Origin of the sequence: Croceitalea marina (genome assembly GCF_042684265.1) — a bacterium.
Taxonomy (GTDB): domain Bacteria; phylum Bacteroidota; class Bacteroidia; order Flavobacteriales; family Flavobacteriaceae; genus Croceitalea; species Croceitalea marina.
In genome coordinates this window covers 210,568-235,941 of sequence record NZ_JBHULB010000006.1, presented here as the reverse complement: position 1 = coordinate 235,941, position 25,374 = coordinate 210,568, and the positions used below count along the sequence as shown (strand labels likewise).

Annotated in this window: 27 protein-coding genes; 21 read left to right on the top strand and 6 right to left on the bottom strand. The window is 36.7% G+C overall.

What is annotated here, in order from left to right; genetic code table 11:
* Nucleotides 1-281: 281 nt before the first annotated feature.
* Both ACFSQJ_RS03135 and ACFSQJ_RS03130 read right to left on the bottom strand, forming a co-directional pair.
* Nucleotides 282-2,357 (bottom strand): M56 family metallopeptidase, encoded by a 2,076-nt coding sequence (locus tag ACFSQJ_RS03135; RefSeq protein WP_377765465.1) that lies wholly within the window; start codon nt 2,355-2,357, stop codon nt 282-284.
* On the bottom strand, nt 2,357-2,716 hold the full coding sequence (locus tag ACFSQJ_RS03130; protein ID WP_377765463.1) for a BlaI/MecI/CopY family transcriptional regulator: 360 nt from the start codon (nt 2,714-2,716) through the stop codon (nt 2,357-2,359). Before ACFSQJ_RS03130 ends, ACFSQJ_RS03135 begins: the two co-directional genes overlap by 1 nt.
* A 154-nt stretch (nt 2,717-2,870) precedes the next feature.
* Here ACFSQJ_RS03130 and ACFSQJ_RS03125 point away from each other — a divergent pair, with 154 nt between their 5' ends.
* Nucleotides 2,871-3,809 carry a calcium/sodium antiporter gene (locus tag ACFSQJ_RS03125; protein ID WP_377765462.1) on the top strand — a complete coding sequence of 313 codons (939 nt, stop codon included), beginning with the start codon at nt 2,871-2,873 and terminating at the stop codon, nt 3,807-3,809.
* Nucleotides 3,810-3,872: 63 nt separating this feature from the next.
* Here the strand turns inward: ACFSQJ_RS03125 and ACFSQJ_RS03120 are convergent, their stop codons facing one another.
* On the bottom strand, nt 3,873-4,889 hold the full coding sequence (locus ACFSQJ_RS03120; RefSeq protein ID WP_377765460.1) for a glutamine synthetase beta-grasp domain-containing protein: 1,017 nt from the start codon (nt 4,887-4,889) through the stop codon (nt 3,873-3,875).
* Nucleotides 4,890-5,092: 203 nt separating this feature from the next.
* Between ACFSQJ_RS03120 and ACFSQJ_RS03115 the strand changes: the two genes are divergently transcribed.
* The 18 genes from ACFSQJ_RS03115 (at nt 5,093) to pyrF (ending at nt 21,317) form a co-directional block, all read left to right on the top strand.
* On the top strand, nt 5,093-7,279 hold the full coding sequence (locus tag ACFSQJ_RS03115; protein ID WP_377765458.1) for a glutamine synthetase III family protein: 2,187 nt from the start codon (nt 5,093-5,095) through the stop codon (nt 7,277-7,279).
* Nucleotides 7,280-7,326: 47 nt separating this feature from the next.
* Nucleotides 7,327-8,319, top strand: a complete 993-nt coding sequence (locus tag ACFSQJ_RS03110; protein ID WP_377765456.1) for a serine/threonine dehydratase — start codon at nt 7,327-7,329, stop codon at nt 8,317-8,319.
* 167 nt (nt 8,320-8,486) lie between these two features.
* Nucleotides 8,487-9,821: a serine hydrolase domain-containing protein gene (locus ACFSQJ_RS03105; RefSeq protein ID WP_377765454.1), complete on the top strand. Its 1,335-nt coding sequence runs from the start codon at nt 8,487-8,489 to the stop codon at nt 9,819-9,821.
* Nucleotides 9,822-9,886: 65 nt separating this feature from the next.
* On the top strand, nt 9,887-10,582 hold the full coding sequence (locus ACFSQJ_RS03100) for a hypothetical protein (RefSeq protein ID WP_377765453.1): 696 nt from the start codon (nt 9,887-9,889) through the stop codon (nt 10,580-10,582).
* Nucleotides 10,583-10,736: 154 nt separating this feature from the next.
* The gene (locus tag ACFSQJ_RS03095) at nt 10,737-11,099 is read left to right on the top strand and encodes a hypothetical protein (protein ID WP_377765451.1); all 363 of its coding nucleotides are present in this window, start codon (nt 10,737-10,739) and stop codon (nt 11,097-11,099) included.
* On the top strand, nt 11,069-11,911 hold the full coding sequence (locus ACFSQJ_RS03090) for a putative Ig domain-containing protein (protein ID WP_377765449.1): 843 nt from the start codon (nt 11,069-11,071) through the stop codon (nt 11,909-11,911). The genes ACFSQJ_RS03095 and ACFSQJ_RS03090 overlap by 31 nt, the downstream gene beginning before the upstream one ends.
* Nucleotides 11,912-11,997: 86 nt before the next feature.
* Complete coding sequence (locus tag ACFSQJ_RS03085) at nt 11,998-13,038, top strand: succinylglutamate desuccinylase/aspartoacylase family protein (RefSeq protein ID WP_377765448.1); 1,041 nt, start codon at nt 11,998-12,000, stop codon at nt 13,036-13,038.
* A gap of 54 nt (nt 13,039-13,092) precedes the next feature.
* On the top strand, nt 13,093-13,524 hold the full coding sequence (locus ACFSQJ_RS03080) for an EthD family reductase (protein WP_377765447.1): 432 nt from the start codon (nt 13,093-13,095) through the stop codon (nt 13,522-13,524).
* 7 nt (nt 13,525-13,531) lie between these two features.
* The gene (locus ACFSQJ_RS03075; protein WP_377765446.1) at nt 13,532-13,990 is read left to right on the top strand and encodes a hypothetical protein; all 459 of its coding nucleotides are present in this window, start codon (nt 13,532-13,534) and stop codon (nt 13,988-13,990) included.
* 107 nt (nt 13,991-14,097) lie between these two features.
* Entirely contained in the window at nt 14,098-15,276 is a 1,179-nt protein-coding gene (locus tag ACFSQJ_RS03070; protein WP_377765445.1) for an AIR synthase related protein, read from the top strand.
* A 49-nt stretch (nt 15,277-15,325) separates the two neighbouring features.
* Nucleotides 15,326-15,784, top strand: coding sequence for a QcrA and Rieske domain-containing protein (locus tag ACFSQJ_RS03065; RefSeq protein WP_377765443.1), 459 nt, complete (start codon nt 15,326-15,328; stop codon nt 15,782-15,784).
* A gap of 14 nt (nt 15,785-15,798) precedes the next feature.
* A complete protein-coding gene (locus ACFSQJ_RS03060) occupies nt 15,799-16,230 on the top strand; it encodes a thioredoxin family protein (protein ID WP_377765441.1) in 432 nt (143 codons plus the stop codon).
* The gene (locus ACFSQJ_RS03055; RefSeq protein WP_377765439.1) at nt 16,230-17,225 is read left to right on the top strand and encodes an FAD:protein FMN transferase; all 996 of its coding nucleotides are present in this window, start codon (nt 16,230-16,232) and stop codon (nt 17,223-17,225) included. Before ACFSQJ_RS03060 ends, ACFSQJ_RS03055 begins: the two co-directional genes overlap by 1 nt.
* 8 nt (nt 17,226-17,233) lie before the next feature.
* The gene (locus tag ACFSQJ_RS03050; protein ID WP_377765438.1) at nt 17,234-17,443 is read left to right on the top strand and encodes a DUF4266 domain-containing protein; all 210 of its coding nucleotides are present in this window, start codon (nt 17,234-17,236) and stop codon (nt 17,441-17,443) included.
* A gap of 186 nt (nt 17,444-17,629) precedes the next feature.
* Nucleotides 17,630-17,986: a bleomycin resistance protein gene (locus tag ACFSQJ_RS03045; RefSeq protein WP_377765436.1), complete on the top strand. Its 357-nt coding sequence runs from the start codon at nt 17,630-17,632 to the stop codon at nt 17,984-17,986.
* A complete protein-coding gene (locus tag ACFSQJ_RS03040) occupies nt 17,983-19,260 on the top strand; it encodes a DUF3570 domain-containing protein (protein ID WP_377765434.1) in 1,278 nt (425 codons plus the stop codon). Before ACFSQJ_RS03045 ends, ACFSQJ_RS03040 begins: the two co-directional genes overlap by 4 nt.
* Before the next feature lie 69 nt (nt 19,261-19,329).
* Nucleotides 19,330-20,406, top strand: a complete 1,077-nt coding sequence (gene prfA, locus ACFSQJ_RS03035; protein WP_377765432.1) for a peptide chain release factor 1 — start codon at nt 19,330-19,332, stop codon at nt 20,404-20,406.
* Nucleotides 20,407-20,495: 89 nt separating this feature from the next.
* Nucleotides 20,496-21,317 carry an orotidine-5'-phosphate decarboxylase gene (pyrF, locus tag ACFSQJ_RS03030; RefSeq protein ID WP_377765431.1) on the top strand — a complete coding sequence of 274 codons (822 nt, stop codon included), beginning with the start codon at nt 20,496-20,498 and terminating at the stop codon, nt 21,315-21,317.
* Here pyrF and ACFSQJ_RS03025 read toward each other — a convergent pair.
* Nucleotides 21,309-21,503 (bottom strand): hypothetical protein, encoded by a 195-nt coding sequence (locus tag ACFSQJ_RS03025; RefSeq protein WP_377765429.1) that lies wholly within the window; start codon nt 21,501-21,503, stop codon nt 21,309-21,311. The two genes, pyrF and ACFSQJ_RS03025, sit on opposite strands and share 9 nt — an antisense overlap.
* Nucleotides 21,504-21,683: 180 nt before the next feature.
* Between ACFSQJ_RS03025 and ACFSQJ_RS03020 the strand changes: the two genes are divergently transcribed.
* Both ACFSQJ_RS03020 and ACFSQJ_RS03015 read left to right on the top strand, forming a co-directional pair.
* Entirely contained in the window at nt 21,684-22,466 is a 783-nt protein-coding gene (locus tag ACFSQJ_RS03020; protein ID WP_377765427.1) for an alpha/beta fold hydrolase, read from the top strand.
* Entirely contained in the window at nt 22,463-22,975 is a 513-nt protein-coding gene (locus tag ACFSQJ_RS03015; RefSeq protein ID WP_377765426.1) for a hypothetical protein, read from the top strand. Before ACFSQJ_RS03020 ends, ACFSQJ_RS03015 begins: the two co-directional genes overlap by 4 nt.
* A gap of 203 nt (nt 22,976-23,178) precedes the next feature.
* On the opposite strand, the gene ACFSQJ_RS03010 is transcribed toward ACFSQJ_RS03015, so the two are convergent.
* Together ACFSQJ_RS03010 and ACFSQJ_RS03005 are read right to left on the bottom strand one after the other, a co-directional pair.
* Nucleotides 23,179-23,874, bottom strand: a complete 696-nt coding sequence (locus tag ACFSQJ_RS03010; RefSeq protein WP_377765424.1) for a hypothetical protein — start codon at nt 23,872-23,874, stop codon at nt 23,179-23,181.
* 73 nt (nt 23,875-23,947) lie between these two features.
* Nucleotides 23,948-25,363 carry a RagB/SusD family nutrient uptake outer membrane protein gene (locus ACFSQJ_RS03005; protein ID WP_377765423.1) on the bottom strand — a complete coding sequence of 472 codons (1,416 nt, stop codon included), beginning with the start codon at nt 25,361-25,363 and terminating at the stop codon, nt 23,948-23,950.
* Between the last annotated feature and the right edge of the window lie 11 nt (nt 25,364-25,374).

Here is a 25,374-nt window from a genome sequence, read left to right as displayed (position 1 = left end):
GACAGAAAACAATACAATTGAATACGGAAATGAAACTTTTTGAACGAGTTAGTATTTAGAAATGATGTGACCCTCTACAAACAAGTTATAATTTGTAATAAAAAACTAAGATTCTGTATTAGATTATAATAATTGTAGAGCGTTTTTTAATGTTTTTTGAAAAACCTAGGGGCGTTTCGTTTAAAAAAAGATGTTTTTTGCTGATTTCGTTTTTGCCACAAACAAAAAACCAGTCACTTATGTGACTGGAGTTTGACTAATTTAAAAACAATTTTTGAGCTTTAGTTTTTCTTTTTGGTAGTAATTTCTACAACACCATTTTTACCTTTTCTACCATATTTTTCTTCCGCTGCTTTACCTTTTAGAACGTTTACAGATTCTATGTTATCCGGGTTGGTATCTTTTAACTTTTTAACTTTCTTGCCATCTACTACAAATAATGGTTTTTTACCTTTGGTTACAAATTTGATGTCATTAGAGAAATCACCTGCCTCGTTTGTATCTATAATGAACACGTTATCATCTTTTTCTATTTGAAGACCGTCTGAGTTATTGCGAAGTACAATTTGCTTTTTATCTTTTGTAATTATTTCTATTACCCCATCTTCACCTTTTTTACCATATTTTTCTTTTGCTGATGTCCCTTTTAAAACATGCACGGTTTTGATATTTTCGCTAGGTAGATTGCTGATTTCTTTTTCGTCTACCTCTTCACCGTTAACAATAATTATGGGCTTGTCCGATTTGTTAGTTTGACCCCTACGAATTTTAATTTTTGTTTTTTTTGTATCATCATTGTCGTCGTTTTCAAAAATAAAGACACCTCCGTTGCCTTCTTCTTTACTTTCAGAATCAATGATGAATTTCATATTGTTTGATTTTCCTTCCTTAATTCTGAAGATATTCATTTCTTCAAGTTCATCTTCGTCCACTTCTTTTCCGTCCACAGTAATGGTCTTTTTACCATTGATAGTTTTGATGACTATTCTTTTTGATTCGTCTTCATCAGAATCTACCCAAATTATCGATTCGTTGTCGGCGGCACTAACAGTTGAATTACTATTCCAAAACGAGACAGCGTTACTTTCATCATCATATAAAATCGTTATTGGGTTAATAGGGCTGTCTGAGCTAGTGTTATAACTGCCATTGAATTTCTCTCCGTTGGTTCCTTCGCCGTTAATCTGTATGCTGATATCTATAATTTCCTTACTTGAATTTCGTACTACTGTATATGAAAAATCAGCACCTTCTTGCGCCAAATCATCTTTCATTTTGGCTAAAGATGCATCGGTGGTATTTTTGTCAATAGACAGTTTTATCGTTTTAATCGATGAACTAAAAGATGTCTTTTTTTCTTGTCCTGTTTTTTTATCCGTTTTGGTACTTGTAAATGGAATAAAGTTGGCAGGGTCAAGTTGGGTTTCAGGACTTGTAGAATCTGGCATATCCTCTTTGTTTGTATTTGAACTTACCGGATTTTCTGCGAATTTAACTACCTCTTTCGTATTGAACCCAAAAAGGAAAATACCAAGAAAAGGAAGTACGACTAAAAGTTTAAGACGATTGATTGATTTTGATTGACTTTGATTTAACATGACTATTCGTTTTTTGATTATTGAATTATAAAATGGATTTGCGATTGAAATTTGATGATTTCCAATGGCTTGCTTAAGCATTAAATATTGGTAAAACTTCTTATTTTCATCGGCTTCACAGGTTTTGGCATCGGCCAAGAATTCTAGATTTTGCTTTATAATGGTTTTATAAAACCATATAACTGGATTAAACCAAAGCACTATAAGAAGCATTTGAGTAAGAAGAATGTCTATTGAATGTAATTCTCTGGCATGCACCTCTTCATGGGCAATGATGGTGTCAAGTTCCTCTTCGGGAAATTGATTTGGGTAATAAAATATATGTCTAAAAAAGGAAAAGGGAGAAATGTTCTTTTTCGTTCTTACATGAAAAAAACTTTTATTTTCGACCACTTCACTATTCTTTTTAATCTTTTTAATGGTCTTTAATTGAATAACGAGCTTTGTGGAAAATAAGAGCACACCGGCAAAGTAGATAATAGCTAAAATTGTTTTCCAACTCAGCAAACTATGGGCTGAAGTAGTGCTAATTGGTTGCTCAACAAGGTATTGATAGCCTTGAACCAAGGGTACAGGCTCAACGATAATGGTTTTCGTAATGATTACAAAAGGCAACAGTAAGGCGATAATCAACCCAGCTAATAGAAAGAGTCTATTACCGCTGAAAAAAGTCTCTTTCTTGAGAAAAAGATGATAACTTAACAAGAACACCAATAAAATGGACGAAGACTTTAAGAGATGAATGAAGAGCGGATCCATTACTTTTTATTTTCGATAAGGTGAATAATTTCTTTTAACTCTTCAACAGAAATCTTTTCTTCTTTGGCAAAAAAGGAAACCAAGCTTTTATAAGAGTTATCGTAATAATCAGCGATGGTAGAATTCACAAAGGTTTTTCTATAGTCTTCTTTGGTAATAATAGGGTAGTAGCGATGCGTATTGCCAAATACCTCGTAGCCAACATATTTTTTTTCTTCTAAATGCCTAACAATAGTTGAGAGCGTATTGTAATGCGGTTTATCGCCTGTGATTTCTGCCAGAATTTCTTTTACAAAAGCCTTTTCAAGCTTCCAAAGAATCTTCATAACCTCTTCTTCTTTGTTCGTTAGTTTTTGCATCACTTCAAATTTTAGATTTCAAACATACTAAGTAAAAAATAGTTAAACAACTATTTTTATAGTTATTTAACTATTTATTTAGTTTTTATGTTCTATAAAAAAGCCCGATTCTACATTTAAAACTTCGGTTATCTTTGCCGTAAACACACCATTAATGCAAAATATACTTTTTATAATCCTTGGTCTTTTTTTATTGATTGTAGGAGGTAATTGGCTTTTAAAATCTGCCGTAGCGCTTTCGTTAAAACTTGATATTCCGAAGATTGTAATTGGAATGACGGTAGTTTCCTTTGCAACCTCTGCACCTGAGCTCATTGTTAGTATAAAAGCAGCTTTAGATGGTTTTCCAGATTTGGCCTTGGGTAATGTGGTGGGTTCTAACATTGCAAATTTGGGTTTGGTTTTGGCCATAACCATTTTGTTAAGCAGTATTGAGGTCCGCAAAAGTTTTTATACTACTGATTGGCCTGTGATGATAGTAGCTTCATTGTTGTTTGTAGGGTTTATCTATTTTGACGGTAGGCTCGAGCGTTATGAAGGCATAATAATGCTGGCGTTTTTGTTTGCATTTCTAATTTATATACTAAGATTTCAAAAAATCGCTGTGGTAGATGAGTTACCGGAAGATGATAAGCCATTACCCTTATACAAAACTGTACTTTTTTTAGGTTTAGGAGGAGTAGCCCTTTGGGGTGGGTCAGAATTTTTGATTGATGGTGCCGTTGGTTTGGCCTCTAAATTTGGCGTTAGTGATAGAATAATTGGGGTGACGGTGGTTTCTGTGGGTACTAGTATACCAGAGTTGGCAGCTTCTATTATTGCAATCATTAAAAAAGAAAAGGCAATTTCACTTGGTAACCTGATAGGTTCCAATATTTTTAACCTGCTGGCCGTTTTAGGAATAACCTCGATTATTACCCCAATAAATGTAGTTGATGAGGGTTTGTTGACCAATGATATTTTCTGGATGCTCGGTATTTCTTTCTTGATCCTTCCGCTGGTCTTGTTGCCAAAAAGCCTTCGATTGGGCTGGCGAGATGGTTTGATATTGATTGCGGTCTATATCACTTTTGTGTATTTAACCTTAGTGTAGTACAATAAAAAAGACCGCCTTAATTTTAAGACGGTCATTTTTATCAAACAACAACTAATAGTACTAAATCTTCGCAGACTTTACTGTTTTTACAATTCTACCTGCAATTTTGTATGGGTCACCGTTAGAGGCCGGTCTTCTATCTTCCAACCATCCTTTCCAACCACTTTCTACGGTTGCGATAGGAATACGGATAGAAGCACCTCGGTCAGAGATACCAAAACTAAATTCGTTTATAGACTGCGTTTCATGGTCCCCGGTTAAACGTTGGTCGTTAAACTCACCATATACTGCGATGTGTTCTTTTACAACCGGACGGAAAGCTTCACATATTTTCTCATAAGTTGCCTTATCTCCACAAGTTCTTAATGTAGTATTAGAGAAGTTCGCGTGCATACCAGAGCCGTTCCAGTCCATGTCCTTACCAAGTGGCTTTGGGTGGTATTCAATATAGTAACCATATTGCTCTGTTAATCTATCTAAAAGGTATCTGGCTACCCAAATTTCGTCACCTGCTTTTTTGGCACCCTTTGCGAACAATTGAAATTCCCACTGTCCGGAAGCAACTTCTTGGTTTATTCCTTCAAAATTGATTCCTGCAGCGATACATAAATCGGCATGCTCTTCAACTAAATCTCTACCATGGGTATTTTTACCACCTACGGAACAATAATACATTCCTTGTGGAGCAGGGTAACCACCAATAGGGAAGCCTAATGGTAATTGGGTTTGCGTGTCCATTATAAAGTACTCTTGTTCAAAACCGAACCAGAAATCATTGTCATCATCATCAATAGTTGCTCTTCCGTTAGAAACGTGTGGTGTTCCATCAGCATTTAAAACTTCGGTCATCACTAAAAAACCATTTGTTCTTGCCGGGTCTGGAAAAATAGCAACTGGTTTTAATAAACAATCTGAAGAACCCCCTTCAGCTTGTCTTGTTGAACTTCCATCAAAAGACCACATTGGGCAGTCTTCTAATTTACCGCTAAAGTCATTTACTACTTTAGTTTTGCTTCGCATGTTTTGCGTTGGAAAATAGCCATCCAACCAGATGTACTCTAATTTTGACTTACTCATAATAGTGGGTAGTTTACTTTAATTTTAATAAGCGGTAAAAATAATTATTTTATCAGCATTATGAATTTTTTGGGGAGGTAAATCGTTAAAAGTTATCAAAAATTTGTTAACCCCCATTTTGAAGGGGGTTAATTAATAAAATATCATTTTTAAGGCTATATATTGCTAAATTGTTAATTTTACAGTCCTAAAATTCATTCAAAATGTCTAAAATGAGATTCGATGCCTTGGCAGACAGCCATAAAAGAGAGAAAATATTGATTGATGAGACCGGAAAACGCTCTGATTTATTTGGTAAGAATGTGTTTAACGAGTCAAAAATGCTTCAGTTTTTGACCACAAATGCCTATGATAAAGTAAAGTCTGCAATTTTATCTGGCAGCAAAATAGATCGGAAAATTGCCGATCAAGTTGCCGAAGGCATGAAAGCTTGGGCGCTATCAATGGGGGCAACCCATTATACCCATTGGTTTCAACCATTAACTGGAGCTACTGCAGAAAAACATGACGCCTTTTTTGATTTGTTGCCAGATGGCAGGGCTATGGAAAAGTTTGGTGGCGGTCAATTGGTGCAACAAGAGCCAGATGCCTCAAGCTTTCCAAGTGGCGGTATCCGCAATACGTTTGAAGCTCGCGGTTATACGGCTTGGGACCCAACTTCTCCGGCCTTTATTTATAAAACTACACTTTGTATTCCTACTATTTTTGTGTCTTATACGGGAGAGGCCTTAGATAACAAAGCTCCATTGTTGCGTGCGCTGAACGCTATCGATGAGGCGGCCACCGGTGTAGCGCAATATTTTGATAAGAATGTTAGAAAGGTTAATGCTACTTTAGGTTGGGAGCAAGAATATTTTTTAATAGATAAGGCCTTAGCGCAATCTCGCCCCGATATTCTCATGACAGGAAGAACATTGGTCGGTAATTCTGCGGCAAAAGGGCAACAATTAGACGATCATTACTTTGGTGTTATTCCTAGTCGAGTTTTGAGCTTCATGAGCGAATTGGAAAAAGAGTGCACCCAGTTGGGCATTCCCGTTAAAACAAGGCATAATGAGGTGGCACCAAACCAATTTGAATTAGCGCCTGTTTTTGAAGAAGCAAATTTATCCGTAGATCATAATCTACTTTTAATGGATGTGATGGATGAGATTGCCGATAAACATGGCTTTAAAGTGCTTTTTCATGAAAAACCGTTTGAAGGTATAAATGGTTCTGGCAAACACAATAACTGGTCATTGGCAACTGATACCGGGGTTAATTTGTTGAGCCCGGGCAAAACACCAATGAAAAACCTTCAATTCTTGACCTTTTTTGTAAATACCATTAAAGCGGTAGATACCTACGAAGAACTGTTACGTTCGTCCATAGCATCTGCAAGTAATGACCATCGTTTGGGGGCAAATGAGGCTCCACCGGCAATTATCTCAATATTTGTTGGCAAGCAACTAGGTGAGGTTTTAGATGAGTTGGAAGGTGTTTCTAAAGGAAAGCTTTCCCCTCAAGAGAAAACGGAGCTAAAGCTAAATGTAGTCGGTAAAATACCTGAGATTTTATTAGACAATACGGATCGCAACCGAACTTCCCCTTTCGCGTTTACAGGAAATAAATTTGAAATGCGCGGTGTCGGTTCAAAAATGAATTGCGCCAAACCAATGACCATTTTAAATACAATTGTGGCAAAGCAATTGACCGATTTTAAGAAAGAAGTCGATGAGCTAATTGACAAGAAAAACCTGAAAAAAGATGAAGCGGTCTTTAACGTACTTAGAGAGTATATTAAAAACTCAAAACGAATTCGCTTTGATGGTGACGGATACAGCATAGATTGGGAAGAAGAGGCACGTCGCAGAAAATTAAGTAACAATAAAAATACCCCCAAAGCGCTTCAGGTACTTACATCAAAAGAAAGTATTGCACTGTTCGATGTTACAGGGGTAATGAATGCGAAAGAATTAACGGCCCATAAAGAGGTGGAGTTGGAGAATTACATATTCCATATTCAGATAGAAGGTCGAATTTTAGGCGAGCTAATTTATAACCATATCATTCCTGCTGCCATTAAATATCAGAACCTTCTTTTAGAAAATGTTGCTGGACTAAAAGAGGTCTATGGAGCAGCGCATAAAAAGATTACCGAGCCGCAATTGAACATCTTAGAGAAAATTGCCGAGCATATTATGGCAGCAAAAAAACTTACCGATGCCATGCTGCTTACAAAAGATAAGGCCCATAAGGCAAGCACTATCGCTAAAAAAGCACAGGCATATTGCGATGACGTAAAACCTTATTTTGATAAAATTCGTGCTGAAGCCGATGGTTTGGAGCAGTTGGTAGCAGACGATATGTGGCCCTTGACAAAATACCGTGAGCTGTTGTTTGTAAAATAATTTCAAGTTGTGATTCCCGCGAAGGCGGGAATCCATATTTTTATGCTATGCAACTGGAATTAAAAGACATACAGGCGGCAAAAAATCGAATAGAACCTTATATCAATAAAACCCCTATTCTCACTTCTTCGCTGCTTAACGATTGGCTAGGTCATGAGATTTATTTTAAAGCCGAAAACTTTCAAAAAATAGGTGCTTTTAAGGCTAGGGGAGGGGTAAACACCCTGGCTTGGCTTTTAGAAAACGGACATAAGCCCAAGCACATTGTAGCCAATAGCTCTGGTAATCACGCACAGGCTGTAGCTTATGCCGCTAAGCAGTTTAACATTCCTGCTACGATATTTATGGCAGCCTATTCCTCAAAAGTAAAGGTACAGGCTACAAAAGCCTACGGAGCGGAGGTTGTACTTAGCGAAACCAGGGATATTACGGATGCAAAGGTGGTGGAGGCAGCAAAGGAAGAAGGTGTTTTTTGGATCCCCCCTTTTAACCACGAACAGATCATTTGTGGTCAGGGAACTGCGGCCTATGAAGCGTTAACCGAGTTAAAAAATATAGATGCCGTGTTCACCCCCTGTGGCGGTGGTGGACTCACATCAGGTTCTTTGATCGCTACGCGCGGATTGGCCCCTAAGGCAAAGATGTTTGGGGTCGAGCCTTTAAATGCCAATGACGCAGCAGAATCTTTGCGAAAAGGAAGTATTCAACGCTTATCGGGGGTGCCAGATACCCTTGCAGATGGTGCCATGACCATGGCAGTGGGTGACATTACTTTTGAGTATTTAAAGCAACTGGATGGTTTCTATGAAATTGAAGAGGAGTATTTAATCTATTGGACCCAATGGCTCACCCATTTGCTTAAATGTAGAATAGAGCCAACCTGTGCCATGCCTATGGAAGCTATTCGCAGATGGTTGCAAACCCAAAAAACAAAACAACGGGTTTTGATGGTGATTTCTGGGGGTAATGTAGACCAAGCAACAACACAAAAAATCTGGGCAAAAGATTGTCTTGTCCAAGAGCCTCATTTCTCTGATTAGTATTTCCTTACATTTAATGATTTATATTGAAGGTTTTATTTATATAAATTTTTAAGCTGGATAGCATCAATAACTATATCCAATTGTTGCCTGCAAGCTGAAAACCAACATTGAAAATGCCAAAAATCACATACAAACACCTTAGGCTCAATAAAAAATAATTGAATATGTTAAACTATAAAGTATCACTAAATGCAATTATAATTTTCAGTTTTCTTCTATTAATTGGATGCAAAGAACAAGTCAAAGAGCTTACTTTAGAAGAGAAAATAACATTAGCTCTAGAGTCAAGGAAAATACCCACTTCAAAAGACCATAAAGTAAGTTTTACTCTTCCTGAATCGCTTATTGGAAGAGGACCTCAAATAACAGAGGTATTTAGGCATATGGAAAACTATATTCCTACTATTCTGATAGAAAAAGGAAATACAAAAACAACAAAGCTTCCAGAAAATATCAGTCATACATTAGGTCAAGAGATTCTTACCAGTGCCTACTTTGAAAAGGAAACGTCACTTGACCAAATTTGCGATGAAAAACAAGTTAATGGAGTGATTGTTCTACATAAAGGCCAAGTGGTTTATGAAAGGTATCCTGAAATGGAACCTACTGACAAGCATTTTTTGGGCTCTGTGAGTAAAACATTTTTAGGAACTATAATCGCACACTTGGCAGATGAAGGAAAACTTAACGAACAGGATCCGATTGGAAAGTATATTATAGAGTTTAAAGGTAAGCCATTGGAGAATGTGACTATTGAAAATTTGTTACGAATGACCTCGGGAATCAACTGCAGAGAAAGCGATAAAGGATCCTATACTGACCCAAACCATTGTTTTTATAAATTGCTGCAGCATTCTGCCGTTTATACAGAACCAAATCCTGGATTTGAAGAAAGCCTAATGGAATTATTGGCTAATTCCGGAACAATCGAACCTGCTGGAAAAACTTATGACTATACTTCAGCCAATTCTGCTATTTTAACTGCAATCGTTGAGAGAGTTTCTTCCAAACCTTTTCATCAGTTGGTTCAGGAATATATATGGACAAAAATCGGAGCTGAAGATGATGCAAGGGTAACACTATCAAGTACTGGTGTTGCAGGAAGTTATGGTTTAATGCTAATGCGTTTGAGAGATCTGGCCAGATATGGACTGGCCTTTACAGATGATGCTACTACGAAAATAGCATCGGAACGATATATAAATCAAATTCATACGGGAGATAGAGCATTATTTAGATCTGAAGGAGGAACTGATCAGCATTTGAGAAAAAAATATTATGAAGGACAAGGTGCAGATTTTCAGAGCTATCATTGGGATGTGATTTTTGAAGATGGTGACTTCTTCAAGGAAGGCTTTGGAGGTCAGGGTCTTTACATATCCCCTTCAAAAAGATTAATTATTGCATTTTTTAGTGCAGGCAAGGATGAGACCAATAATAACCGTAATATGATATCCCTTGTTCGTAGTTTGGCATTATTAGAACAGTTTAAAGAATAAATTAGTAATACTACTGAGCATAACAACTTGTATGATTAATTACCAATCGGAAAACGACAATCAACATGAAAACAAAGCCTATTCTAATTTTACTTATATCTCTTCTAGTTGGTTGCTATGGAAAATCTGACAAAAAGGAAGAAGAAAATAAAATAAGCGAAAATAAGTTTGTAGAGGTTTATAAAGAGCCAAGACATAAACTAGTCTTTGAAAATAAGGATTTTAAAATTTTAGATGTTCAAATAAAACCGAACGATACAACATTGTTTCATAGACATGTAAATCCAATGTTTTATGTTTCACTTGGTTGGCAAGACTATTCTGAACAATTAATAAATACTGATTGGAAAATTCCTGCCAAAAAAGGTTTGCCGAATGGAAAAACGGTTTTGGATTCTACTTATCTAGCCCAAAATTTAATCCATAGAATTACTAATGTTGGAACAAAAACCTCGCGATTAATTGGAATCTTGAACACTGGTGACGGATTAAAATTGAATAATGAATCGAATACTAGTGAATTATCTAATAGATGGTTTCGTTCAAAACGAATAGAACTGAACGGAAATGAAAGTCTTGTTTATCAAAAAATGGAATTCCCTACAATAATCATTAATGTTTCTGGCAATGAAATTGAAGTTATTAAAGATAATAAAAATAGCATCCATAATTTAAGATGGCTTGTGTTAGAGGATATGACCCAATTGAAAAGTACAAGTAATAACAAGATTGAAATGATTCAAATTGAGGTGTTGAAATAAAAACCAGCAGGCAACACCGTGTATGATTCATTGCTAGTAATCGCCTACTTACGAAAATCCTCGCGGATTTTCTATTCGGTTTCTATTTGCTAGTTTAGTTGCTGAAACACGCAACGAAATCATACACAAACATGTTGTATATCATCAAAACCAAATGTTCAAAGTAGTACTCTCAATTATTCTAATTTTTGCGCTAATTGCTTGCAAATCATCTGGGGAATGCAATGACTATTTAGGTCAATCTTACCCTGATGATACTCCTGAGGTTTTTGCGCCAGATATCGTTTCAAAAAAAGGCAAGTTTGAGCATGGCATTTCTTTTACTCCTAACATCAAAGAAGTAGTTTTTGGTACCCTTAATGATGATTTTAGCGGTGACATATTTTACGCGAAAAAGACTAGTGACGAGTGGTCTTCACCAACTTTGTTCAAACCCCTAAAAAACGAGAGCGTATACCTCCTTATTTTTCGCCTGATGGAAAGTCTATGTTATATGCTAAAAGTGGGGCCGATATAAGTACTGGGGTTACTGATATTTGGATGTTAACTAAAACAGATGATTCTTGGGGTAATCCAAAAAAAATGACTAGCCCGATCAGCTCTTTGTCAAGAGAAGCTTCGGCCTGTATGACTTTAGACAATACAATTTATTTTTCTTCGAACAGAAACTGTGAGGGTATCGAAAACTGTTACACTGCCGATTTGTTTTCATCAAAGTTGGAAGGTGGTACATATCAAAATACAGAACTAATAGCTGAATTGGCTTCTGCCAGTGATGAAGAAAGTGTATTTATTTCTCCAAAAGCAGATTTTATCATTTTTTGTCGTTTTACCAATGATAAAACTTGGATGGATTTATATATAAGTTATCGTGATGTAAACAATGATTGGATTGCACCCATTATGCTCGATTCAAGCATTAATTCAAAAGATTGGGATAGGAGACCATTTGTAACCCTTGACAACAGTTTTTTGTTTTTTACACGGCTACAATTTGAAGAAAATACCCTGGTAGAATCTGATATTTATTGGGTGAACACTTCAAAGGTATTCAAGCCCTTTGTGTTCAATTCGCTTTCTGACAAGATACTCAAGGTTGGAGAAAAATTTGAAATAGAGGTTCCTTCAAATTACTTCAAAGACATAAATGATGAGCTATTAACTTTAGAACTTAATCAAGAGGATTTTGATTGGCTAACTTTTGATGCCAAACAAATGAAGCTATCGGGGGTTCCTTCTCAAGAGGGTGATTTTGAATTGACTTTTACCGCTACTGACACCTCTTTAAATAATACAGAGGATAAGGTAGTTATTAGAGTGGTTAAGTAAATACAATGTCAAAAATGGTATAAGGTCAACTGCCCCTGAATTCTTAACTTGGCTTATTAATGATTCAAATAAAACTTTAGATTATAATGGTGAAAATCTTTTCTCTGCTGCTTACCTTTTTTATGGTTAGCAATGTAGTTGCCCAAAATATTTTTCAAAAGAATTACGATAATGAAACAAGATCTTCGCATTCGCAGATGCGTATCGATTTTAAAGATAGCCTCGGTAATACGGCTTATCTGCCTATTTCTATAATTAAGGGTAAAACAGAAGGTCCTACTTTTACTATTGTTTCTGGGGTGCACGGTTTCGAGTACCCTCCAATTGTTGCGGTACAACGACTACTAAAAGATATTGATGTAGATAAACTCAAGGGTACTTTGATTATCATCCCAATCGCCAATACTGCCTCATTTTTTAAACGAACACCTTTTATCAATCCTCTTGATAAAAAGAATTTGAATAACGCCTTTCCCGGAAATGTGGCAGGTAGTGTTACGGAGCAAATAGCCTGGTTTATAACTGACAATATCATTCCGGTGTCCGATGTTTTTCTTGATGTTCACGGGGGAGATGCCTGTGAAGATTTGATACCCTTCGTGTGCTACTACAACAACACCAAAAGCACCAAGCAAACTGCATTGGCAAAGAAACTGTCTGAGAATAGCGGATTTGAATATGTTGTGTCCTATCCTTATACCATTTCAGATACAGACCCGGCAAAGTATGCTTTTAAACAAGCGGTACAAGATGGAAAAACTGCCTTAAGCATTGAATGTGGTAAAATGGGTAACGTACAAGAAGAGAATGTAGGTTTAATAGAAAAAGGAATCTATAATATGTTGGCTACCATGGCTATGTACGATAAGGGTACCGGCCCAAACAAAAATATTAGCTATCTTAATAGTCAAACCTATATAATTGCCAAGGTGAACGGTATTTTTTATAGTACCTATAAAGCGGGCGATAGCGTTAAAAAAAATGACTTGGTGGGGTATACTTCCGATGAATTCGGAAAAGTAATAGAAGAATATAGATCACCAAAAGATGGTATTATTCTGTATAAACTGGCCACGCCACCCATAAATGAAGGCGATACTGTAATGTGCATTAGTTCTTCCGAATAAGGGCTAGCCTATTTTCTGTATCCAGCGAACTTGAAAATAATTTAAAAGACTTTTATGAAAACAAAATTTCACCTATTAATCTTTGCCATTGTCATTTTAACGGGCTGTCAAAGTAAAATAGCAGATAAGTCAGAAATTAAGGCAGGTATGGTCAAAGTGACCATAATGTATCCTAACGGCGAAGGAAAAACATTTGATATGGACTATTATGCGACTAAGCACATGCCCATGGTCGCTGAATTGTTAGGAGAGTCTTTAAAGTCTTTGTCTGTAGATAAAGGTATATCAGGAAGAACACCAGATGACGACATACCATATGTAGCTATTGGATACTTGTATTTTAATAAGCTTTCAGACTATCAAGAATCTTTTGGACCTAACGCACAAAAAATTGTTGGTGATATTCCCAATTACACTAATATTCAACCAATTATTCAAATTAGTGAGGTTTTTAAGGTTCCGAAGAAAAGTTTATCAGATAACTAGACAAGTTATGGAAGCTAATATTAAACTAATGGGGTTTATACAACCTTATGATAAAAGAATTCAAGAGTTAACAATTCAATTGCGAGATTATGTAGTCAATTTGGTTCCCGAGGCCAATGAACTTATTTGGGATAATTACAATGCGGTGGCGATGGCATATTCTAAATCTGAAAAACTAAAAGACGCTTTTTGTCATATTTCGGTATATGCTAAACATGTGAACTTTGGATTCAATAGAGGTGCAGAATTGAAGAACAATAACGTGAAACTGGAAGGGAAAGGAAAATTGATTAGACATATTTCCTTAACAGCGTTTGAATCTTTTCCTAAAGAGGCTATGGAGAAAATGATTTGGGATGCTGTTGAAATTTCCGAAAAGTATAATACAGACTTATGTGAAAAGCAAACACCTGGCAAGAGTTTGGTCATGTCGGTTTCTGAAAAGAAAATAAGACCAATGAAATAACTAATTTGTTTTTTGAGAAGGATGTTAATAAGCAAGATATACTACTCTAGTTCTCTTTTGTAATTTTCAATCAACTACTTTCCTTATTTTTGCGCAAAACCGATTAGATGTCCTCAGACGCCAGTAAAAGATATGCCCAGCGAGGTGTTTCCGCTTCAAAAGAAGATGTTCATAATGCCATAAAGAATATAGATAAAGGGCTTTTTCCCAAAGCGTTTTGTAAGATTGTTCCTGACCATTTAACGGGCAGTGAAGACCACTGTTTGGTGATGCATGCCGATGGAGCGGGTACCAAGTCTTCGCTGGCTTATATGTATTGGAAGGAAACTGGTGATGTTTCTGTTTGGAAAGGTATTGCGCAAGATGCGCTCATTATGAACATAGATGATTTAATTTGTGTTGGCGCGACCGATAACATCATGCTTTCTTCCACCATCGGGCGTAATAAAAATTTGATTCCAGGAGAAGTGATTTCAGCAATTATCAATGGTACTGAAGAATTGATTGCCGATTTAAAAGCTTACGGAATGACCATTCATTCCACAGGGGGTGAAACTGCCGATGTAGGCGATTTGGTGAGAACCATCATCGTTGATTCCACGGTTACTGCAAGAATGGAGCGCAATCAGGTTATAGACAATGCCAATATAAAAGCAGGAGATGTTATTGTCGGGCTTGCTTCTTTCGGCCAAGCTACTTATGAAAAAGAATACAATGGCGGTATGGGAAGCAATGGTTTGACCTCTGCACGCCATGATGTATTCTCAAAGTATTTAGCGGAGAAATATCCAGAAAGCTTTGATGCATCAGTACCTGAAAATTTAGTGTATTCAGGTAAAACAAAACTAACTGATTCGGTAGAAAATGCCCCGCTGGATGCGGGTAAATTGGTATTATCGCCAACACGAACATATGCGCCCATTGTAAAGCGCATTCTTGAAAAATATAGCGCTCAAGAAATTCATGGTATGGTGCATTGCAGTGGGGGTGCTCAAACCAAAATCCTCCACTTTGTAGATACGCTACACATTATAAAAGATAATCTTTTTGATGTGCCACCTTTGTTTAAATTAATTCAAGGGCAGTCAGGCACAGATTGGAAAGAAATGTATCAAGTATTTAACTGTGGGCATCGCCTTGAGTTGTACGTTGATGCGGAGATTGCCGAAGACTTAATTTCAATCTCCGAAGCTTTTAATGTTGATGCTAAAATTATAGGTCGTGTGGAAGAAAGTACGGCCAAAAGGCTTACTATTAAAAGTGAATACGGAACATTTGAGTACTAGTCATACGATTCGTTAAAATCTCACGTTCTTTTAATAAACATATCACGCTATGGAAAGAAAAGAATTTTTGAGAAGCCTTGGAGCAGGCGCCGCTTTTGCCCTTACATTTCCTTGTTTAAACGGATGCTCTTCCGACTCGGAAGATTTGGAAACATTTCCAGAACCTACTGGGGTTGATTTTACGGTTGATTTAACAGATGCGAATTCGGCACCACTTGCTAATAACGGAGGTTTTATTTTGGCAAAATCGAACCCGGCCGATAGATTGACCGATATTGTTGTCGCACGGAATTTAGAAGGTAATTTTGTGGCCGCTAGCCAAATATGTAGCCATCAACAAACAGATGCTGTTCGTTTTATCAGCGAGGATGGCGGTATTTTCAGATGTTCTACGCATGGCTCTAGATTTAGTCAAACGGGTACTCCTTTAAATTCTGTTACAAATAATCCGCTTAAAGTATTTCAAACAGAATTAAATGGCGACATACTTCGCGTTTTTGAAAGCTAAATCTTTTAAGACTTATGAAGTATCTGCTAGTTAGTGTTATACTTTTTTTTTCAGTAGGAGTTTCGGCTCAAGACTGGAAACAGGATTATGGTGAAGCCTTGGAAAAGGCAACTAAAGAGAATAAACCCTTAATTCTTGTATTTTCGGGCTCAGATTGGTGCACTCCATGTAAACGATTGGATAAGAATATTTGGACATCGGAAAAGTTTATTCAATTCTCTTCAGAAAAGTATGTGTTGTATAAAGCAGATTTTCCTAGAAAGAAAATAAATAAACTCCCCCAAGAGCAGTTAGATCAAAATAAAAGATTGGCCGAAAGATTTAACCCAAAAGGCCATTACCCCTTGGTTTTGGTGCTGGATAAGTCAGAGCAGGTTCTTGGTTCTACCGGATACCAAAAAATAAGCCCAGAAGCTTATATCGCTGTTCTGAACTCTTTTCTATAATGAAACAAATCGCTGTAATTCTCTGCTTTTTCTGTTCCCTTTCCTATGGTCAGGAACGAGAAAAACTTGTTACGGTGAAAAAGGTTTTGAAACTCATGGGAACCCGTTTTGAGTTAACGGTTGTTGCCCAAAACGAAGAGATTGGCTATATAAATATTCAAGAGGCGGTATCGGAAATTACCAGAATCGAAAAGATGATTTCATCATGGGATGCCGATAGCGAAACTTCCTTGATTAATAAAAATGCAGGAATCAAATCGGTAAAAGTGAGCATGGAACTCTTTAGGCTAATTGAGCGCGCCAAGAAAATTTCTGAAATTACTGATGGCGCTTTTGATATCTCGTATGCCTCCATGGATAAAATTTGGCGTTTTGATGGTAAAATGGATAAGTTGCCTACTGAAACGGCCATAACTTCTTCCATAGCGAAAATAGGGCATAAGAAAATACTACTTGACAAAGAAAGACAGACCGTTTTTTTAGAAGAAGAAGGAATGCGTATTGGGTTTGGAGCAATAGGTAAGGGCTTCGCCGCCGATAGAACCAAAGAACTTTTAATCTCAAAAGGGGTAAAGGCCGGACTTATCAATGCATCAGGTGATTTAACTACTTGGGGCACAAAGGCTACTGGAGAAAAGTGGATGATCGGCATTGCAAATCCGCTTAGTAAGAATAAGGTGTTTTCATGGCTCCCGGTTGTAGAGTCTTCTGTAGCAACTTCAGGTAATTACGAAAAGTATATAATGTTCAAAGGCGAAAAATATTCCCATATTATAGATCCAAGAACCGGGTACCCGACCAAGGGCATAAATAGCGTTTCGATTTTCGCAAAAGATGCGGAGCTCTGCGATGCTTTGGCAACAGCGGTTTTTATATTGGGTAGAGATAGTGGCATACATTTAATCAATCAAATACCCGGAGTTGAGGTTGTTGTGGTAGATGGCGAGAATAAAATCCATAAAAGCTCAGGTATTTTGTTCGATAATAATCAGTAGTTTTAGATATGCGTAAAATATTTGTTGCAATACTATTGTTGATTTGTTCTACTTCTTGTGTAGCTGTTAAAGAGTATGATAAAATTTATTTAAACGATAGCGACATGCAATTGAGCGCAAAATCGGTAGAGCGGTTCGAAACCAATTTTCAGCTTTATAGAGAAGCTTCTTCTGGAGCTAATGGCGGAAAAACTGGGGGAGGCTGCGGATGTAATTAAGTTCGACTAGACATTTTTAGCAGCGCTAAAAATGTCTAGTCGAACTTACCCTGAGCTTGGCGAAGGGTCTTTTTGATATGATGATAGGTTTAGACTCATTTTTAGCAGCGCTAAAAATGTCTAGTCGAACGTATCCTGAGCTTGACGAAGGGTCTTTGTAATTTTTTAATCCTTTATAAAGAAAAAATGCTAACGACAATTAACCCTAAACTTCCAATGCGGAATAAAACCGTAACTGAAGATTATTATATTAATAAACTTGGTTTTGTGAAATTTGGAGTTGCAGATTACCCTGACTACTTGATGTTGCAAAAAGATAGTATTCAAATCCATTTTTTTCAGTTTAAAGGATTAAGACCAAAAAAGAATTATGGGCAGGTTTATATTCGTACAAGTGAGATTGACAAATTATATAGGGAATTTATAGCTAATGGTATAGCTATTCATCCAAACGGAGCTTTAGAAACCAAACCTTGGGGGCAAAAAGAATTTTCGTTACTTGACCCAGATAGTAACTTACTAACTTTTGGTCAGGAGCTATGAAGAAAATTGTAGAAATACTTATTCTATTTTCTGCAATTGGCATATTTGCCCAGCAAAATGATACGTCCTACAAAAAAAGGGTTCTTGAGACCGGTGAGTTAGATGTATTATTTAGTTATTACAATCAAGATGGTCAAAATGCTGCAGTTACTGGCGGCGAGGGTACCGAAGAATTGACCGATGCCACTTCTACATTAGTATTAAGAATGCCCTTAAACGAAGATGATGTGCTAACTGTAGATGTCGGTATATCTGCTTATACTTCGGCATCATCAAGTAATGTAAATCCTTTAGATGGCACTAACCCAAATGTAACTCCGTTTGATGCTTCATCGGGAGAGTCGAGAAAAGACGTGTTGGCTTATTTCAATCCTACTTACCAACATAGTTCTGATGACCGAAATTCAATTTGGAGCGCTAATGCCTATGTTTCTAATGAGTATGATTATTTTTCGATAGGTTTTGGAGGTTCTTATGCCAAACTTTTTAATGAAAGAAATACCGAAATTTCTATAAGCGGAAGAGTGTTTTTAGATAACTGGAATTCGCAATACCCAATAGAATTAAGGCAAGGATTTTTTGATGATAGGGTTACAGGAGTCGGTGCCTATGCCCCAAACTTCTCAGAATTTACTAATGAGAAAAGAAACACTTATTCGGTTTCCTTTTCTTTTTCGCAGATTCTTACTAAAAAATTACAGGGCTCCCTATTTATTGATTTGGTCTCTCAACAGGGTTTATTAAGCACTCCTTTTCAGCGTGTTTATTTTGGTGATATCAATGATTTCTTTATTGATGATTTTCAATTGGCGGATGATATTGAAAGACTGCCAGAATCAAGATTTAAAATTCCTGTTGGCGGACGTTTGAACTATTATTTAAACGATGCTGTCGTATTGCGCTCTTATTACCGTTTTTACTATGACGATTGGGGAATAATTGCTCACACAGCCAATATAGAAGCACCAATAAAGTTGAATGATAAATTCACCCTTTACCCCAGCTACCGTTATTATACCCAAAGTGCAGCTGACTATTTTTACGCAAAAGAGGATGCCTTGTCAACTTTTGATTTTTACACAGCTGACTATGATTTATCGGAATATCAAGCTAATCAATTTGGATTTGGACTGCAGTATAAAGATATTTTCAATAGTGCAAAATTTTTCTTTTTTGGCCTTAAAACAATAGACCTTCGCTTTAGTTATTATGATAGAAGCGATGGGTTAAATGCTTCTATATTTACCTTGGGAACTACTTTTATTTTAGATTAAATCACTTTTTTTTCTTCAGAATATCCCACTAAAAAAATTGTAAATTCGCATTTTAAGGAGGATTGAACTATGCTAGATAAATTGAATATTGTAAAGCAGCGTTTTGATGAGGTTTCGGACTTGATTATTCAGCCCGATATTATTTCAGACCAAAAGCAATACGTAAGGCTGAACAAAGAATATAAAGATTTAAAAGCCCTTGTAGACAAGCGTGGGTTGTACATTGAACTTACAAATAATTTAAGTGAGGCGGAAGAGATTATCTCTGACGGAAGTGATGCAGAAATGGTTGAAATGGCCAAGATGCAGTATGACGAAGCAAAGGACGCTATTCCTAAACTGGAAGAAGAGATAAAACTAATGCTCATCCCCAAAGACCCTGAAGATGAAAAGAACGTAGTGATGGAAGTTCGTGCCGGTACCGGGGGTGATGAGGCAAGTATTTTTGCGGGAGATTTGTATAGGATGTATGCTAAATATTGTGAATCTAAAGGTTGGAAAACGAACATCATCGATTTAAGTGAAGGTACTAGTGGGGGTTATAAAGAAATACACTTTGAAGTTAATGGCGAAGATGTGTATGGAACTTTAAAATTCGAAGCGGGCGTGCACCGTGTACAACGTGTTCCGCAGACAGAAACTCAGGGTAGGGTGCATACAAGTGCCGCGACGGTAATGGTTATTCCAGAAGCAGAGGATTTTGATGTTCAAATCGACCCTAAAGATGTTCGCATCGATTTTTTCTGTTCATCCGGTCCAGGAGGTCAGTCGGTTAACACGACATATTCGGCAGTGCGTTTAACACACGTTCCAACCGGTTTGGTAGCGCAGTGTCAGGATCAAAAATCACAGCATAAGAATAAAGAAAAAGCCTTTAAGGTCTTACGTTCTAGATTGTACGATTTAGAATTGGCAAAGAAACAGGAAGAAGATGCGGCTAAACGTAATTCTCAGGTGAGCAGTGGTGACCGTTCAGCTAAGATTCGTACTTACAATTACCCACAAGGAAGGGTTACAGACCATAGAATTGGATTGACCTTATATGACTTACAGAATATTATCAATGGAGATATTCAGAAAATCATAGATGAGTTGATGTTGGTAGAGAATACCGAGAAATTGAAAGAAGCTTCGGAGATATTTTAAGAACAGTTAAAGCTGTCCGTTCGAGCGCAGTCGAGAACTTTGGACATGAATATTTAATGACCTCTCGACTGCGCTCGAGGTGACAAAGCATGAAGATAGAGACACTGATTGACCAAATCAACAAGAAAAAATCGTTCCTCTGTGTTGGCTTGGATACAGATTTAGAAAAGATTCCGAATCACCTTTTAAAGGAAGAAGACCCAATTTTCAGCTTTAATAAGGCAATTATTGATGCGACCCAAGAATTTTGTGTGGCCTACAAGCCTAATATTGCATTTTATGAGGCTTATGGCCTAAATGGTTGGAAATCGCTTGAGAAGACCATTAATTACCTTAATTTAAATTATCCCGAGCAATTCACTATCGCAGATGCAAAAAGAGGGGATATTGGAAATACCTCAACACGTTATGCAAAAGCATTTTTCGAAGAGCTGGCTTTTGACTCCATAACCATTGTGCCTTATATGGGTAGGGATTCGGTAGAGCCCTTTCTGGAATTTACAGATAAACATACCATTTTATTGGCATTGACTTCAAATCAAGGTGCTTTTGATTTTCAGACTAAAAAAGTCAACGAGAAAGAACTTTATAAAGAGGTGTTAAGCGTCTCTAAGAGCTATAAAAATTCAGAAAACCTTATGTATGTAGTTGGAGCTACAAAAGCTGAATATCTCAGAGATATTCGCGAAATAATTCCTGATAGCTTTTTATTGGTGCCAGGTGTTGGTGCTCAAGGCGGAAACTTGCAAGAAGTATGCAATTACGGCCTAAATTCTAATGTAGGTTTATTGGTAAATTCTTCTCGTGGAATTATTTATGCTTCTACGGAAGAAGACTTCGCTCATAAGGCAGCTTTGAAAGCAAAAGAAATGCAAATTCAAATGGCCGAAGAGTTAAAAAAACTATACTAGATTCTCAAGTATCTTTTTGATGTTTTGGGCTTTGCGCTCAAAAAACTCACCAAGCTTAGTGTCCATATAATTGGCATCCATAGCTTTGCTTAAAAAGTTCTCATATCGGTATCGTAATATCGCTACAGAATGGCTTCCGCTTGTTATTGGAGTCACAGCTCCAACTCTACAATATTGATTTTCCATAATTCAAAAGATTTGTTCTAACAAAGATACGTTTGAAACTAGGTTTTGGACTACTGTGATTTAGTCTACACACCTAAAAATCAGGCAGTTTGTCTAATTTTTAACTAATAATTAGTAACAAGGGGACGATTTCTGGGTTTCGTTGGCTAAAAATTAACGTACTTTTATAAAAATTTAAGCTTGCTTCACTATACCAAGTATTTACATAAAACTTCAGATGAATGGGTGACCTTTGTGCATGGTGCAGGAGGGAGCTCTACTATTTGGTATAAACAGCTTCGTGATTTCAAAAAACACTTCAATATTCTTTTACTCGATTTAAGGGGTCATGGCAATTCAAAGCCTAACTTAAAAGATGCTTTTAGTGATAAATATACCTTTGATTCGATTACAGACGATATTGTTGAGGTAATCGATCATGAAAGTATTAAGAAGTCTCATTTTATTGGAATATCGTTAGGAACTATTTTAATACGCAATCTTGCTGAAAAATATCCTGATAGGGTATCGAGTATGGTAATGGGCGGGGCAATTATGAAATTGAACCTTCGATCTCAGGTTTTAATGCGATTGGGGGTTATTTTCAAATCAATTGTACCATATATCTGGTTGTACAAATTTTTTGCCTTTGTGATTATGCCGAATAAAAATCATAGAGAGTCGCGTTCGTTGTTCGTAAGGGAAGCAAAAAAATTATATCAAAAAGAATTCATAAGATGGTTTAAACTTACTTCGGAGATTAATCCGTTGCTTCGTTTTTTTAGAACCGTAGACATTGAAATACCAACATTGTATATCATGGGAGGTGAGGATTACCTTTTTCTGCCTACCATTGAAAAGGTGGTGAAGTCGCACCGCATGTCTCAACTTGCGGTAATTGATAATTGTGGTCATGTTGTAAATGTTGAACAACCGATTGTTTTTAATAATAAGGTAATACACTATTTATCTAATTTGAAATGATTTCCGTAAAGGGTATACTGACCAATTTAATGTTGCTACTTGTTTTCACAGTATCTTCACAAGAAGTAGCTTGTAGTTGTTGCTCTGAAAATCACAAGGACTTTGATTTTTGGTTAGGTAGTTGGAGCGTCACGAATGCTGATGGTTCAAAGGCAGGTACGAATACGATTACCAAAGACCAAGATAACTGTATTTTAAGGGAGAATTGGGTTAGTGCTACCGCAGGTTATACAGGTGCTAGCGTTAACTTCTACAATTTGAAAACAGCGCAATGGGAACAACTTTGGATCGATAATTCTGGCAACCATTTAAAGTTAAAGGGAAATAGAGTTGGGAATCGAATGATTATGTCTTCAGATGAATTTAAAAATGAAGATGGTAAGCTGTACTTAAATCGAATTACTTGGACTTTAAATGACGATGGTACTGTGAGACAATTATGGGAGGTTTTGCACAATGAAAAGGCGGTGAATGTACTTTTTGATGGACTTTATACGCCGATAAAGTAAACTATATAAAGACGACTCTGAAGATTTTGATAGCTAATTCAAATAAATCACCCTAAAAATGAGACATAATTTTTTTTAGAAGTATGTATCAGAGCCGCCTTATATAGTTAAGCTGAATGTAAATTAACACCATAAATAGTAGGTTTTAGGTAATCCTTATAAACCATTACTCGCTCCCGATAGATAATTACTATGTTTGTTTTTTACTGAAAATAATAGTTCAGAATTTTAATCAAATCCTGTTCTGAGGATGTTTTTAAGTTTTGAGTTTTAATGTACTTGCTCATTTCTTTAGCTCTGTTTCCAAAAAAGTTTAGAAAAACTTTCTTTTTTCTAGGTAACTCTAACAAATGACCTGGATTTTTCTCGAGATTCATTACATAATAGATAGCATCTAATGGTATAAATTCGGGGTCTGTTGCCGGTTCATAACTGCTCTTAGCAGGCTTCGCAGGTTGAAATTTTATGCGATGTTTTTTGTATAGCTTGTACTTTTTAGAAGTATGTATACTTTCAAAAAAAGTATTCTCTATTTTTCCATCGGTATTAATAAATTGTTGTGTTTCATAAATGCCCGTACCATCTAATAATTCGATTTTGTACTGATATTTTTTAGATAGACTTAATATTTTGTTGTCTTCTTTTTTGAGTTGAATAATATTATCCACTGGGTCAAATCGCACTAAATGTGACCCAGAAAGACCCTCAATCTTTGCCAGTTTAAAATCAGCATAGATATACTTAGAGCCTTGGGCATTGGCGTACTTTTTATTATTGACATCTATAAAAAAGGCAAGATCTTGTAATGTGCTGTTACTATTTGGTGGTTGCAGTTGTGAATACCCTGATAGTGTATACAAGATTGCTAAACCAAAGATTATTCTTTTTGATCTGTACATAGCTCTTAATTTATGAAAAAACCACCACCCAATTAAATTGAATGATGGTTTCTCAATTGATTGATGAAATTATTTAAAAATTACCCGGATTTTGAGTAATATTTGGATTGTTTGTGGTTTCATCTTCCACTATAGGGAATATAACCTTATTGGCTCCAGGTGCCGAAGCGGCACCCCCATCGGGTCTAAGGTTTAAGTTATTCCTAAGCAAGTCCATTCTTCTATGACCTTCAAAACAAAGCTCTTTTCTTCTTTCCAGCGCAATAGCATCCAAATCAACAGAAGCAAGATTTCCTAAACCTGCACGAGTTCGAAGTAGATTAATGTCGTTTAAAGGACTGTCTCCTACAGATGAACCATTTCTTAGGTTCGCTTCAGCACGAATTAAGTACATTTCAGTAATGCGAAGCGCCATACCATCTGAAGCATTGTTCACAATGTCAGGATATTTGGTCGTGAAAAAGGTATCGTTACCGCCCGCATCGGATGCAGCCTGAGAGAGTTCACTAAATCTTCTATCACCAGCTTCCGCAGCAAATGCATCTATCAACTCTTGGCTGAAAGGTGCGTCACCTCTTCCCCCTGGTGCTGGATTATAAAAATTCACGTATACTTCATCAGATCCAGCGTTCTCCTGTGGACCATCTGTAGGGGTATTAACCACTACGAATATGTGCTCTGAGGAGTTAGGGTTGTCATCATAGAAATCATAATCGCTAGCTAAGGTATATTCGCCTGAAGTAATTACTTGATTTGCCAAGTCTGCCGCTTCGGCCCATTGCTCTCGATACAACGCTAATCTAGCTAATAAAGCTCTTGCGGCCCCAGCTTCCGCTCTTACCCCATTATTTTCAGGTAAGGCTGCTGCCGCATCTAAAAGGTCTTGCTCTATAAAAGCATGAACTTCGTTTACTGTAGACCTTTCTAATTGAAATTCAGATATGTCGCCGCCTTCAAAAGGTTGTGTCACGAGTGGAATACCAAGATTAGTTCCATTTGAAAATTGGAATGGCTGTGCAAATAAATTGACCAGCTGAAAATTGGTGATAGCTCGTAAGAACTTTGCTTCTGCTACAAAAACTGTTTTATCAGCTTCTGTAAGACCAGTGACATCATCTACACTTACTTCAGGCAGATTTACAATGATATTGTTTGCAGCACCAATTAACTCGTAACCATCGAACCATATATTATCAATGGATGCATTTGTGGCCAACGTTTCAAATTGATCAATTTCTTGGAGGGATGGAAAACTCCCAACAAAGTTTACATTATCAGACATGAAATCTGACATTAACTGCGGATTTCCGTTTAAATCCCCACTTTGGTTCTTACTATAAATACCGACTACGGCGCCATTAATTGTGGCAAAACTACCAAATACGGTATTTGAAGCAACATTATCTTCAGGTACAACATCTAACTGATCTTCACATGAAAAAGCAAAGATTATTGCTAGAAATGCTACTGTTATTTTTAAGGTTTTCATTTCTATTTTTT